General features: G+C 64.7%; 13 protein-coding genes. 6 read left to right on the top strand and 7 right to left on the bottom strand.

The genetic code is table 11. The annotated features are described in order from the left end of the window. Positions 1–20 precede the first annotated feature (20 nt). Positions 21–983, bottom strand: a complete 963-nt coding sequence (locus P3L18_RS16185; RefSeq protein WP_276114652.1) for an AMP-binding protein — start codon at positions 981–983, stop codon at positions 21–23. Positions 984–1,142: 159 nt separating this feature from the next. On the opposite strand from P3L18_RS16185, the gene P3L18_RS16180 reads away from it, so the two are divergent. Next, positions 1,143–1,409 (top strand): hypothetical protein, encoded by a 267-nt coding sequence (locus P3L18_RS16180; RefSeq protein ID WP_276114651.1) that lies wholly within the window; start codon positions 1,143–1,145, stop codon positions 1,407–1,409. Positions 1,410–1,486: 77 nt separating this feature from the next. Here the strand turns inward: P3L18_RS16180 and P3L18_RS16175 are convergent, their stop codons facing one another. Genes P3L18_RS16175 through P3L18_RS16165 form a run of 3 tightly spaced genes read right to left on the bottom strand, consistent with a single transcriptional unit; the run spans position 1,487 to position 5,219 of the window. Then, positions 1,487–2,587, bottom strand: coding sequence for an NAD(P)-dependent alcohol dehydrogenase (locus tag P3L18_RS16175; RefSeq protein WP_276114650.1), 1,101 nt, complete (start codon positions 2,585–2,587; stop codon positions 1,487–1,489). 53 nt (positions 2,588–2,640) lie between these two features. Next, positions 2,641–3,882, bottom strand: a complete 1,242-nt coding sequence (locus P3L18_RS16170; protein WP_276114649.1) for an FAD-dependent oxidoreductase — start codon at positions 3,880–3,882, stop codon at positions 2,641–2,643. Beyond that, the gene (locus P3L18_RS16165) at positions 3,879–5,219 is read right to left on the bottom strand and encodes a cytochrome P450 (protein ID WP_276114648.1); all 1,341 of its coding nucleotides are present in this window, start codon (positions 5,217–5,219) and stop codon (positions 3,879–3,881) included. Before P3L18_RS16165 ends, P3L18_RS16170 begins: the two co-directional genes overlap by 4 nt. A gap of 304 nt (positions 5,220–5,523) precedes the next feature. Here P3L18_RS16165 and P3L18_RS16160 point away from each other — a divergent pair, with 304 nt between their 5' ends. Beyond that, a complete protein-coding gene (locus P3L18_RS16160; RefSeq protein ID WP_006372163.1) occupies positions 5,524–5,841 on the top strand; it encodes a 2Fe-2S iron-sulfur cluster-binding protein in 318 nt (105 codons plus the stop codon). A 2-nt stretch (positions 5,842–5,843) separates the two neighbouring features. Here P3L18_RS16160 and P3L18_RS16155 read toward each other — a convergent pair whose 3' ends face one another. The 3 genes from P3L18_RS16155 to P3L18_RS16145 form a co-directional block, all read right to left on the bottom strand. Beyond that, positions 5,844–6,605 carry a LuxR C-terminal-related transcriptional regulator gene (locus P3L18_RS16155; RefSeq protein ID WP_276114647.1) on the bottom strand — a complete coding sequence of 254 codons (762 nt, stop codon included), beginning with the start codon at positions 6,603–6,605 and terminating at the stop codon, positions 5,844–5,846. 9 nt (positions 6,606–6,614) lie between these two features. Next, entirely contained in the window at positions 6,615–7,481 is an 867-nt protein-coding gene (locus P3L18_RS16150) for a LuxR C-terminal-related transcriptional regulator (RefSeq protein ID WP_276114646.1), read from the bottom strand. Positions 7,482–7,554: 73 nt separating this feature from the next. Next, positions 7,555–9,009, bottom strand: coding sequence for an aldehyde dehydrogenase (locus P3L18_RS16145; protein ID WP_276114645.1), 1,455 nt, complete (start codon positions 9,007–9,009; stop codon positions 7,555–7,557). On the opposite strand from P3L18_RS16145, the gene P3L18_RS16140 reads away from it, so the two are divergent. The 4 genes from P3L18_RS16140 to P3L18_RS16125 all read left to right on the top strand — a co-directional run bounded on the left by P3L18_RS16140 (position 9,008) and on the right by P3L18_RS16125 (position 12,734). Next, entirely contained in the window at positions 9,008–9,160 is a 153-nt protein-coding gene (locus P3L18_RS16140; protein WP_276114644.1) for a hypothetical protein, read from the top strand. The two genes, P3L18_RS16145 and P3L18_RS16140, sit on opposite strands and share 2 nt — an antisense overlap. Positions 9,161–9,263: 103 nt before the next feature. After that, positions 9,264–10,958 (top strand): AMP-binding protein, encoded by a 1,695-nt coding sequence (locus tag P3L18_RS16135; RefSeq protein WP_276114643.1) that lies wholly within the window; start codon positions 9,264–9,266, stop codon positions 10,956–10,958. 7 nt (positions 10,959–10,965) lie between these two features. Next, positions 10,966–11,760 carry a PaaI family thioesterase gene (locus P3L18_RS16130; protein WP_276114642.1) on the top strand — a complete coding sequence of 265 codons (795 nt, stop codon included), beginning with the start codon at positions 10,966–10,968 and terminating at the stop codon, positions 11,758–11,760. After that, positions 11,757–12,734, top strand: a complete 978-nt coding sequence (locus P3L18_RS16125) for a zinc-binding dehydrogenase (protein ID WP_276114641.1) — start codon at positions 11,757–11,759, stop codon at positions 12,732–12,734. Before P3L18_RS16130 ends, P3L18_RS16125 begins: the two co-directional genes overlap by 4 nt. Positions 12,735–12,738 lie beyond the last annotated feature (4 nt).

The raw sequence follows: 12,738 nt of genomic DNA, 5'->3' as shown, positions 1-12,738 counted from the left end.
ACACAAGTGAGCAGTTTCAATTAGCCAGACTGGGCACTTTCAATGAGCGCCGTCAATCCCTCTGAGGCGCCATAATATTCGTGAAGGATCGGCCCCCACCACTGTTCGATCCGATCCTTCACCTCCGGCGGGCACGATGCCGCGCCGGTGATCGCCACCCGAAGTGACGACAAGTCGTAGCGTTCACGGACGGTGCGGGGCAGCGCCAGCATCCGTGTGAGCATCGTCGGCACGAACTGCGCGTGGGTGACCCGGTAGCGCTCGATCGCGGCCAGGGCGTCCTCGGCGTCGAACCGTTCCTGGCAGATCACCGTGCCGCCCTGCTGGACGACGGCGATACCGAACCGCAGCGGGGTGGTGTGATACATCGGCGCCGGCGACAGATACACCGTGTCGGCGTCCAGGCTCAACAGGTCCGTGTACGGGCCCAGGTGCGGCGGTGCGTCGGCGGGGTGGATGGGGGTGCGCGCATGCCGGATCCCCTTGGGCCGTCCGGTGGTCCCGGAACTGTAAGTCATCCGGGTGCCGAGCGTCTCCCGCACCGGCAGGGCATCGTCGACCGAGGACAACGCGTCCTCGTACTCGTCGAAACCGGCTGTGCTGCCGGTGCACAGCCGCACGACGATGCTCTCGACATCCGCCGTCGCTGCCCGAACGGCTTCGGCGTGTTGCGGAGTCGTGATGACGGCTTGCACGCCCGAGGAGAGGATCACCGATCGGAGGGACTCGCCCGTCAGTCCCCGGGCGACGGGAGCGATCGTCATGCCCGAGCGCAACACCGCCCAGATCACCTCACACCATTCGATGCGGTTCTCGGCGATCATCGCCACGGTCGAGTCTTCGGTGAGTCCGGCCCGATGCAGGACGTGCACGAGTCGGCGCGATCGCGCATCGAGCTGCGCATAGGTGACCTGATCGCCCGACCCGGCCATCACCATCGCCGGCCGGCTCGGGTGGCTCGCTGCATGGATCGGTGGATACACGTGAGGGTTCCTTTCGATCGGAGTCACCCCATCTAGGTCCAATGTACTTGGCGACAAGCGGGATTCGCCGAGATCCGCGACACGTGGACGTGATGTGCTCTAGCGAAAGCGTGATCGGATAGGTATGGTCAGACCATTACTCGAGTGAGGAGTCGCATCATGCGCGCATCAGCATCGTTCGGCGCGGCCACCCCGACGGAACTGGTCCGGTTCGCGTTGGCTTGGGCGCCGTTCGAGGATCCTGCCGACGAGATCTTCGTGACGTTCGGCATCAGTTCCTCGGTCTTCTACGAAAGAGTTCTGGCATTGCTCACCACCGGACATGCACGACTCGACGTCGCCGAGTCGGTGGCTCTCGTCGAGCACTGTCGGGACCGCTTGCGCCTGAACGCACTGCGGGCATCGCAGTCTCGGTCCGTCGCGTAGAACGACGCACGTATGAAAGCGATCGGGCCCCGTTCGCCGGGGGTTGGGGCCCGACCGCAGTCACGTCGCGTCAACGGTCAGAGCATGAGAACCGGCTTGACGGCGCCACCATCGTGTTGGACCTTCACCGCGGAGTTGATCTCCGCGAACGGGAACGTCGTCACCAGCTTGTCGACGGGTAGGCGGCCGTTGAGGTAGTGATCGACGAGTTCGGGGATGAACTCGTCGGGCGTGGAATCACCTTCGATGATGCCGGTAACGGTGAGTCCCAGGGTGAGTGTTGCGATGATGTTGAGGTTCACCGCGCCCGCCGGATCGGACGGGACCCCGATCAGCCCTACTGTTCCGCGCACGGCGCTGGCGGCGATGAGGCTCTCGACCACGGCGCCGATGCCGGTCGTATCGACGACGTAGTCGACGCCCCGCTCGACGATCGCCCGGACCTGCTCGGTCACATCGCCCGCGGCGGGATCGATGGCGTGGGTGGCGCCGAGTTCGATGGCCAGTTCCCGTCGCGCGGCGGTGGGTTCGACGACGATGATCGTGGCACACTCCTGCAATACCGCGCCCATGACCGCCGAAAGTCCGACCGATCCGCCACCGGCGATGGCGATCGCAGAACCCTTCTGTGCCTTGAGTGATCGCGTGACGGCACCGACACCGGTCTGCACTCCGCAACCGAGCGGGGCGAGGAATTCGAACGGGATGTCGGCGTCGATTTTGACCACATTGCGCTCGTTACCCAACGCCACAGATCCGAATGAGGACTGCCCGAAGAACATCCCGCCGACCGGCTGACCGTCCTTGCTCAACGGCTTGGAACCGTCCGCGCGGACGCCGCCGTAGTTCTGGGCGTTGAAGTTCTCACAGTATGATTGCCGGCCGGTCGTGCAGGTACGGCAGTGCCCGCAACTGTTGAAGGTCATGCTCACCTTGTCGCCGGCCGCCACCTTGGTGACGCCCTCGCCGATGGCGATGACTGTCCCGGCGCCCTCGTGCCCGACGACCCCGGGGTATTCGATCGGCAGGATGCCGTCGCGTGCGGCGAGATCGGTGTGGCAGAGGCCGGCGGCGACGATCTGTACCATGACCTCTCCGGCCCGTGGGCCTTCGATGTCGATCTCCTCGATGGTGAACTCGCTGCCGATACCGGTCAGCAGTGCGGCGGTGGATTTCATCTGTACTCCTTGTGGTGATGTGTCGACGGAGTTCTCGCGACACAGGTGGTGAGTCAGGCGGGGGCGCCCGACTCGGCGACAATCGTCTTCAGCGGCACCGCCGGATCGGCCAGCGCTGTGGGGTTCACCGGTGTCCGACGATTGATGAGTTTCTTTCCGGCCATGAAATCGGCCGGAGCACTGATGGTTTCGACCGCGACCACCGAATCGTCGGGCGCGAGATGAAAGAACGACACCGCGTCTTTGCCCGGCACCCTTCGGGTGATCACCCGCGCTTCGGGTGTCGACAGTCCCGCGATCTTCAGCTTGAGGTCGAACTGATCCGACCAGAACCACGGGACCTCGTGTTGATGAGGCTGGAGGCCCAGGATCACCGCCGCCGCGCGGGCGGCTTGTTCGGTCGCGGCCGGGATCGACTCGAGTCGTCGTGACTCGTCGTGCCCGTCCAGTGGCCGACGGGCGACGTCGCCGATCGCGAAGATCGACGGGTCACTCGTGCGGCCGTCGTCGTCGGTGATCACCCCGTCGTCGCACACGAGTCCGGCGTCGACGGCAAGGCTCTGGTCCGGCACCGCGCCGATGCCGACGAGGACTGTGCCGCAGTCGATCACCGAACCGTCGGTGAGGCGGATGCCGGTGACGATGGTGCCGGCGGTGCGCACACCGGCGACCGACCGTCGGCTCAGGACCTCGGTCCCACGAGCGCGGTGATAGTCGGTGAGCAACGCCGAAAGTTCGGCACTGGCCACTCGGGCGAGTATTCGGTCCTCGCGCTCGATGACGGTCACGCCGACTCCTCGGCTGCGGGCGACCGCGGCGACCTCCATACCGACGTATCCGCCACCCACGATGGCAAGATTATTTCCGTGCGACAGTGATGCGCCGAGGCGGCGTGCGTCGTCGAGCGTACGCAAGGTCAGGACCGAGTCGTTGTCGACAGTAGAACCCGGCAGAGATCGGGGCGTCGAGCCGGTTGCCAGCACCAGGATGTCGTAGCCGATCTCGTTGCCGTCATCGAGGTGAACCGTTGTGCGTTCCCGGTCGATGGCGGTCGCGCTCACACCGGTTCGCAGGTCGATTGCCATGTCGGCGTAGAACTCTGCCGGCCGTAGGAGTTGTTCGACGGCTGCGCCGTCGAACTTCTTCGACAGCGGCGGCCGATGGTAGGGCAGATGTGGTTCGCTGCCGATCATCGTGACCGAACCGGCGAAGCCGGACTGCCGCAACTGTGCGGCGAGTCCGGCTCCACCGTGCCCGGCGCCGATGATGACGACGGAGCGTGGCTGTGTTGTCACCGTGGTGCGTCCGGAGTGAGGGTGAGTCGCACCGGCATGTTCTTGAGGCCGCCGACGAAGTTGGTCTGGATGAAGCGGGGATCGTCGGCGATTTCAACGGCCTCGAGGTGGGGGAGCAGGGTCTCGAACATGATCTTGAGTTCCAACTTGGCCAGATGCTGGCCGATGCACATGTGCGGTCCGTAGCCGAAGGCGATGTGCTTGTTGGGGCGGCGGTCGATGTTGAACACGTCTGGCTCGTCGAAGACATCGGCATCGCGATTCCCCGACTGGTAGAGCAACATGAACCGATCTCCGGGATGAAGGTCGACTCCGCGAAGGGTGTAGTCCGACAGGGCGGTTCGCATGAAGTGCTTGACCGGCGACGCCCAGCGAAGGGATTCGTTGACGAGGTTCGGAACCAACGAGAGGTCGGCTCGAACCCTCGCGAGCAATTCCGGATTCTGCGACAACGCATGGATTCCACCCGCAAGGGTCGACGAGGTGGTGTCGTGTCCCGCGGTGGCGATGGCGATGAAGTAGCCGTAAGCGACCTCCGGCGCGAAGTACTCGCCGTCGGCGTTCTTCGCGGTGGCGATGATCGAGGCGAGATCGGAGGTCGGGTTGGCGCGCCGATCCTGAAGCAGCACATCGAAATAGGCGTAGAAGTCTTGAATGGTGGCCACCCACTGCTTGGCGGCGGCGTCGGGTGTCATCGGCTCGACGTCGGCTCGCGCGGCATCGGGATCGGCGGTCCCGAAGAACTCCTGCGTCAAGGCCATCATCCGCGGCTCGTCTGACTCGGGGACGCCGAACAGGCTCATGATCACGTGCAGGGGATACTGCAGGGCGAAGCCCTTCACGAAGTCGATGTCCCGGTCCCCGGCGAGGAGGCGATCCACCGATTCGCGTGCCAGCACCCTGATGGAGTCCTCCCATTGCTTGAGGTTGTTGGGACGGAACCAATCCGACGCGATGTCCTTGATGATGGTGTGTTCGGGCGGATCGAGGTAGGTGAGGGTCTCCAGAATGCGCAGACTGCCGTTGTTAATGGACCTGGTGAACGCGTCACCCGCCTCGTTGGCCAGGATCGGATTCACCGCGCCCTTGTTCTCGCCACCTGCGCTGGTGAAGATTTCTGGCTGCCGCTCGATCTCCATGATGTCGCTGTGCTTGCTCACCAGGTACAGCGGTGTGTAGCCATCGACGCGGGCGAGCCCGAGGGGAGCGTTCTCGCGCAACCACCGATAGGCCTCGAACAAGTGGTTGTTGTCGCGATGGCCCTCGGGCAGAACGATCTGTGCAGCGATGTTGTCGGGGACCGTGGTGTTGGTGCCGGGATGAATGGTCGAGGTCATGTGAACTCTCTCCGTCGGTCGTGGGCTGTGACAGCCCCAGTCTCGCGACAATGACAGTGATGCGCGTCACCCTGAGGGTAGAACGAGCGGGGCCATCAGAGGTATATGACAGCGCTTATGAATGCCGCTGTATATCCCAACGGTGATGAATCACCCCGATGAGGCCGGGTTGTACCCCGTTTTGGGGATGACGAATGAGCATCGAGGTCCGCACAATCGTCTACACGCGCGGCTTCGGTTGTGCACGAACCCATTCCCGTGAGGTGTCAAAACTGGTATCTCACCCCGATGCGAGGAGTCAGCCATGGCCCAGGTCGTCTACCACCTGCCCGACGGCACCGTCAGCACGGTCGACGTTCCACCCGGACAAAGCGTGATGGACGGGTCGGTACGCAACAACTTGCCCGGGATCGTCGCCGAATGCGGCGGGAGTTGTTCGTGCGCAACATGTCACGTGCTGCTGCCCGACGGTAGCGCGGGGCTGTTCCCAGAGCCCAGCGACGAGGAGGCCGAGCTGGTCGAGTTCCTCGACGGCGCGCAGCCCAACTCTCGCCTCTCGTGTCAGCTGATCATTGAAGACCAGGACGAGGTCCACGTGGAGGTTGTGGATTCGAGCGTGTGAGCTCAGTCGCTGGCGTTGTCGGCGAACATCGCTATCAGCTGGGAACGATTGGCCGCATTCATCTTTCGGAGAATCCGCTTGACATGGGTCTTGACGGTTTCGATCGACAGAGTCAGCTGGTCGGCGATCTCGGCATTGGACGCACCGGATGCCACGATCTCGAGGATCTCGCGTTCACGTGCGGTCAGTGCCTCGGTGTCCGGTGGGGCATCGATCGTCCTCGCCTCAGCCGACGAAGTGCGTTCGAGGGAACTGGTCCCGAGTGTGAGAAGTCTTTCGCCGAGCGCGCGGATGTGCTCTGCGTGCCTGGTGAGTGCACGTTCGGCCGACATGCGTTCGAGAACGGCCGAGGCGATCTCGACGAGAAGTGCGAGTGGCTCGCGTGATGCCGAATTCTCCAGTCCGGTGATGACGAGCGCCAGTGCTGGATCGTTACGCCGGATGGCCAAGGCGACAACGCGGTTCGCGGACGGGGTCTGTGGTATCTCCACCGACGCCGGGTTCTCGCCTGCCAAGGCGGCGGTTACGGCTCTCAGGCTCAGTGAGTCGGATACGGGTACCCCGGCGTGTGGTGAATCCGACGATTCCCCGCGGACACAGCTCGCGACGACCTGCGGGGGATCGCTGTCAATTTCGACGACCCACGCCTGCTGTGCGGTTGCCGACATGCTCAGTGCATGCCGCGTGAGTTCCTGTGCCACAGCGACCGTCGTGGACGCTGTGGTGATCGCACCGATCGCTGCGTCGAGTTTCTTGCCGCTCACGTCCGGTGATCACACAGCGCAAGCGGCGCGGGCAGGACGCCGGCTGTGAGCGTACGCGGCGGCCTCGGCGCGGGTGCGCACGCCGAGTTTGCGAAAAAGGTGTCGCACATGGGTTTTGACGGTTCCCTCGGAGATGAACAACTGCTCCCCGATGATGCGATTGGACGCACCGGACGCGAGGAGACCGAGCACCGCCTCCTCACGCTCGGTCAGCCGGTCCGTGGCTGTGTCGAACCCGGGTGCGTCATGGATGCCGGTGAACGGTGAAAAATGGTCTCGGGCATCGGCTGTGGACGATGAGCTCGATGAGAGATCAAGGGCCGCAGCGAATGCCCTCCGCTGATCGAGGAGCCGCCGACGCGCATCGAGGGTCGCATAGGTGAGTCCGCAGAGATGCGCGCCCTGGAACAGCAACTCCAGGTCGTCGTCGGTGATCTGTTGCGTATGGCGGTCCACGTGGAGGATCGCCACGGTGCGTCCGCCGGCGAGTATCGGTGCAGCGGCGTAGGCGCTCGGACGGGAAAGGTCGATGAGTGGTCGATACGCCTGACGGTAGCTCTCTTTGCCGAGGACGTAGGGTCGGCGGTACCGCACCAGGTCCGCTTCACGCGGGGCCCGAAGCAGCGGTACCGCCGATCCGTCGACGGCGTCGATGAGCGCGTCGAATCGATCGTCGAGATCGGGTGAGATGTACACCGATTCCGGACGCCACGAGGTGCCGTCCACCCAGGAGAACATGGCTTTCGTGAAGCCGAGGTCGACACAGGCTCCCGAGGTTGCGGCCGACGCGAATTCCTCGGGCGACGACTCCCGGAGCTTGTGAAGGAACGAGCGGAGCCCTTCGGTCCGGGATGCGCTCACCTGCGAATTCGCCATCGATGCCTCACTCGTGTCCGATGTGATCCGGCACACACTCTACTCCGTTGTGTCACGTCGACCGATCCCGCGCTCAGCCTGCCGGTGGCAGGTACACGGTGTGTAGGTGCTGGAAGGCGTGCAGACCCTCCGGGCCGAGTTCGCGACCCATCCCGCTGTTCTTGATGCCACCGAAGGGGGCCACGGGCTCGTTGGTGTAGTGGTTCACACCAACGGTCCCCGACTTCACCTTGGCGGCGATGTCGGCGGCGTGATCGACATCGGCCGACCATACGGTGCCGCCGAGTCCGTACTCGCTGTCATTGGCGATCGCCAAGGCCTCGGCCTCGTCACGGAAGGGAATCACCGAGAGCACCGGGCCGAAGATCTCCTCGCGGGAGATGGTTGCGTTGTTGTCGACGTCGGCGAAGATCGTGGGTTCCACGAACCATCCGGCGTCGACCGACGACGGGCGTTTGCCGCCGGTGGTCATCCGTCCGCCCTCCGCCTTGCCCTTCGCGATATACCCCTCGACCCGGTCGCGTTGCCGGGACGAGACGAGCGGACCGATCTTCGTCTCGGGGTCGAGCGGGTCGCCGACGGTTAGTGACGAGGCGAGCCCGGTGAGGGCGTCGACCACCTCGTCGTATCGCGACGTCGGTGCGAGTACGCGGGTGTTGAGCCAGCAGATCTGGCCGTTGTTGAGCAGCGTGGCACCGAACAGCGACTCCATCGACGCGGATAGGTCGACGTCGTCGAGAAGGATGGCGGCCGACTTGCCGCCGAGCTCCAATGTCACCGGCCGCAGCAGACGCCCGCAGGTCTCGGCGATCTTGCGTCCCGCGGCTGTGGACCCGGTGAACGACACCTTGTCGATGTCGGGATGCTCGACGAGGTATGCGCCGGTGTCGCGACCGCCCGGAACGATGTTGAGAACACCGTCGGGCAGGCCGGCGGCGGCTGCGGCCTCGGCGGTGAGGAACGCGTCGAGCACCGTTTCTTCGGCGGGTTTGATCACGACGGTGCACCCAGCGGCCAATGCCGGCGCCAGCTTGAGGAACGAAATCGCTTGTGGCACATTCCACGGCACGATCGCACCGACCACTCCGATCGGGCGGCGGCGGACGAGTGCGGTCCCACCGAGCATGCCCGGGCGGGAATCGACATCGGGTGCGTTGACCATCAGATCGCTGAAGTAGCGGAGCAGGACCGGCGGGAACCCGCCCTCGAACTGCTCGGCCAGCCAGATGGGCATGCCGTTCTGCATGCTGACGCGGCGAGAGAGCTCACCGGCGCGGGCCTCCAACTCGGAAGCGAACCGCTCGAGGACCTCGGCGCGCTGCTTCGGTTCCCAGGTCGACCACCCCTGGGGGTCGTCGAAGGCCGCACGGGCGGCGGCCACCGCGCGATCGACGTCCTGCGTGGAACCGGCGGGAACCGAGCCGATGACCTCCTCCGTCGTGGGTGAGGTCACCTGGATTCGGTCGCTGGTGGCCGGCCGGCTCCAACCGCCGCCGATGTAGAGCTCCGGGTAGTCGATGGTGGTCATGATGCTCCTGTCTGGCGTGTATCGCCGCCGTTGCCGCAGTGTGAACGGCATCACTGAAATGATGGGTCGACTCTACAAGTTTTTCAATGGTTACTTTGGTCATACCAAAAAAGTCACCCAGACGGAAGGGGTGCATCATCCGATGGGGTGACGTCGCGGATCGCGGGTACGGATCCTGCGGTTTCCCTTGCTTTTGCGGTCAGACCATTTTAATCTTTGGACAAACGAAGGTCGCGTGAGCATGGAGGCTGACAATGGCGAGTGGGCGAAACCTTGGTCGTTACACCCAAGAACAGATTGACGACTACTACGCAACCGGGCAGTGGTCCGATCAGAACTTCACCGAGCTGCTGCGCGAACGAGCCGTGTCCCACGCAAGCAAGGTCTTCATCACCGACGGCGACAACGCTCTCACGTTCACCGAGTTGTACGACGCCACGCAGAGTCTCGCGCTGGGTCTGCATCGAAAGGGGTTGCGGCAGGGCGATCGGGTCGCTGTGCAACTGCCGAACTGGGCCGCTTTCGTGGTTGCTGCCGGGGCGCTGGCGCGGATCGGGGCCGTCATGGTGCCCATCATGCCGATCTACCGCAAAGACGAAGTGTCTCATGTGGTTTCCGATGCCGAGATCAAGCTGGCGATCGCGCCTGCCCAATTCAGGGGCTTTGACTACGCATCGATGTTCGACGAGATCCGAAGTGACTCGGCAACGTTGCAGACGATCGTCGCCGTCCGAGCGGCGCAGGATTCCCGTGCCGACCTCGCCGCGTGTGAGATCGAGATCTTCGAGGATTTCCTGGTCGGGGGCATAGACAACGATGCGATCGACGCCGAACTCGACGTGCGCGTGCATCCCGACGACCCGTTCGTCATCGTCTACACGTCAGGGACGACGTCGCGCCCGAAGGGTTGTCTGCACACCTTCAACACCTACGCGTCAGGCGCCCGTGCTCTGACGGTCGCGTTCGGCCACACCGAGAACGACGTGCAGTTCGGTCCATCGCCGATCACGCACACCACAGGTCTGGTGACCAGCGTGCTGATCCCGCTGCTCGCCGGGGCGGCCACGCACGTGATGCCCGAATGGAGTCCGGCCGCCGGACTCGCCGACATCGAAAAGTATGGCTGCACCGCCGCGGTCACCGCCACGACCTTCCTTCAGACGCTGATCGCGGCAGCGGAGGACGATCCGCACGCAGATCTGTCGTCGTTGCGGGTCTGGACCTGCGCCGGTTCGCCCATCCCGTCCGCGGTGGTGGAGAACGCGAAGGCCAAGTTGCCCACCGCTGCGATCCTGTCGCTGTACGGTCGCAGCGAGAATCTCACCACGACGACTTGTGCCATCACCGACTCGCCGGAACGCGCCATCACCTCGGACGGCTCGGCTCTGCCGGGCGCCGAGGTGAAAGTCGTCGGACCCGACGGACTCGAGGTACCCCGCGGCACAGAGGGCGACGTGGCCTATCGCGGTCCGTCCCACATGATCGAGTACCTCAACCGCCCGCAGGATACCGAGGATCTCTATACGCCGGAAGGCTTTTCGCGATCGGGTGACCTCGGCGTGATGGATCCCGACGGATTCGTGCGCGTCACCGGACGCACCAAGGACATCGTCATCCGCGGTGGGATGAACATCAGCGTGCGCGAGATCGAGGACAAGCTTGCCAACCATCCCGACCTCCTGGCGTTGGCCGTGGTCGGCATGCCCGACGAGAAGCTGGGGGAAAAGGTGTGCTGCTACGTCGTCGTCAAGGAGGGTCACGACGCACCGACCGTCGAGGCGTTGCGTACCTACCTGACAGATCGTGGAGTGGCGATCCAGAAGACCCCGGAGCGGGTGATAGCGATCGACGAACTGCCGATGACCGCCACCGGAAAGATCCAGAAGCACGTCCTGCGCAAACAGGTGGCCGAGGAATTGAACCAGCCTGCCGCCGCCGGGGCCCGCTGAGTTGGCGGTGACGCAGTCGCCCCCTGACTTCGTCGTCTCGGGGGCCGAGGCGCTGTTGCAGGTCAGCGCCGTGAGTTTGTCGGCCCGACGAGCCGAATTGATGGTTCCCGCCGGGCAGCGCTTTGCCGATCCGGTCGCCGGAAGTTGTCGCTCGGCGTTGGGTGTACCGCTCGACGACGTCACTGGTTACGTCGTCGCGAGTGGCGCGCCGGCGGGACGCTGGCCGGTGAGTCTCGGTATCCGAGCGGACTTCTTGGCCGACGTTCCGACCGCCGGTGACCCGCTCTCGGTGACCGGGGAACTGATCGCGCGCGACGACACGAGTGGAACTACCCGTGGCAGCGTCGTCGACGACGGCGGCAACGTTCTCGCATTGGTGACCCAGCGTTCCCATCTGGTCGGCGTGGACGCGACTCCCACCACACCCGATAGCTCGTTCGATGTCCCCGCCGCCGATGTGCCGATCCGTGCGGCTCTGGGATTTCGGGATCTCGCGCCCGGCGTCGTCGTGATGCCGCCCAACCAGTTGGCCGTCAACGGGATGGGTAACCTGCACGGCGGTGTGTTGATCATCGGATCGGAGCTCGCCGCGATGTCGGCGGTCGAGGCCGCCGGAGACTTCCGCACCACCAGTATCGACATCGCCTACGTGCGACCCGGTAACGGTCGGGAGGCCACGACGTTCGGTGCCGAGGTGCACCACAGCGGACGCTCGGTGGCGGTGGTCACGGTGACGGCATCGAACTCATCGGGGAAACCGTGTTCGATTGCCACCGTCGTCGTTCAACGGAGGAGTACATGAAGGCCATCGTGATGTCACAGTTCGGTGAGCCGGACCAGCTGGTCGCCACCGAGATCGCCGAACCGGTCAGCCGCGATGGGTGGGTCGTGGTGAAACTTGCTGCCAGCGCCCTGAATTGGCACGACGTGTTGGTCCGGCGTGGACAGTATCGCTCGCCGCTTCCGCACACGCCAGGCGCCGACGGCGCCGGAATTCGCACGGACACCGGTGACGAGGTGGTCATCCTGCCGTCGCTGTTCTGGGGCGATCGCGCCGCGGCGCCGGGCAACGACTTCGAGATCCTCGGCGACACCACCCCGGGCACCTACGCGGAGTATGTGAGCGTTCCTGAGGAATGCCTGGCGCCCAGACCACCCGGCTACTCATGGGAACAGGCCGCAGCCCTCGGATTGGTCGGCGTCACCACCTACCGGGCGCTGTTCACCCGTGCCGCTCTGACGGCGGGGGAGTCGCTGCTGATCATCGGAGCGGGTGGTGGCGTGTCGACCATGGCGCAGTCCTTGTCTTCTGCTGTTGGGGCGAGCACATATGTGACAGCGTCCTCGACGGCGAAACTCGAACGCGCGCAGGCCGGTGGTGCCCGCGGCGGTGTGCTGCACACCGACGACAACTGGCCGCAGCTGGCCAAGCGTGAGTCACCCGGTGGCGAGGGATTCGATGTGATCCTTGATCCGGTCGGGCTCTGGGAGAAATCGCTCGGCGCGTTGCGCCCGGGTGGGCGGTTGGTGGTCCTCGGCGCGAATGTGGCCGAGCAGGCCACGCTTTCGGTGCGGCCCTACTTCTTCGGACAGTACAGCCTGCTCGGAACGACGATGGGCAGCCCGCAGGACTTCCACGGATTGCTCGACCTCGTGGCGGGCGGAAATGTTGAGGCGCCGCCGATCTCGCACACCTTACCGCTCGCCGACGCCGCCGCGGCGCATCGACTGCTCGAGGCCGGTGGCGAGTTCGGCAAGGTTGTGTTGATGCCGTAGGCCG

This window comes from Gordonia sp. N1V (assembly GCF_029269935.1).
Lineage (GTDB): Bacteria > Actinomycetota > Actinomycetes > Mycobacteriales > Mycobacteriaceae > Gordonia > Gordonia polyisoprenivorans.
The sequence above is the reverse complement of the archived record's forward strand: the minus strand, read 5'-3'. Positions and strand labels throughout refer to the sequence as shown.

Coding starts and splice junctions, on each gene's coding strand:
- P3L18_RS16165 (WP_276114648.1), bottom strand. CDS start 5,219: ATGACCTCGACCATTCATCCCGGCACCAACACCACGGTCCCCGACAAC.
- P3L18_RS16145 (WP_276114645.1), bottom strand. CDS start 9,009: ATGACCACCATCGACTACCCGGAGCTCTACATCGGCGGCGGTTGGAGC.
- P3L18_RS16150 (WP_276114646.1), bottom strand. CDS start 7,481: ATGGCGAATTCGCAGGTGAGCGCATCCCGGACCGAAGGGCTCCGCTCG.
- P3L18_RS16135 (WP_276114643.1), top strand. CDS start 9,264: ATGGCGAGTGGGCGAAACCTTGGTCGTTACACCCAAGAACAGATTGAC.
- P3L18_RS16175 (WP_276114650.1), bottom strand. CDS start 2,587: ATGAAATCCACCGCCGCACTGCTGACCGGTATCGGCAGCGAGTTCACC.
- P3L18_RS16125 (WP_276114641.1), top strand. CDS start 11,757: ATGAAGGCCATCGTGATGTCACAGTTCGGTGAGCCGGACCAGCTGGTC.
- P3L18_RS16180 (WP_276114651.1), top strand. CDS start 1,143: ATGCGCGCATCAGCATCGTTCGGCGCGGCCACCCCGACGGAACTGGTC.
- P3L18_RS16160 (WP_006372163.1), top strand. CDS start 5,524: ATGGCCCAGGTCGTCTACCACCTGCCCGACGGCACCGTCAGCACGGTC.
- P3L18_RS16140 (WP_276114644.1), top strand. CDS start 9,008: ATGATGCTCCTGTCTGGCGTGTATCGCCGCCGTTGCCGCAGTGTGAAC.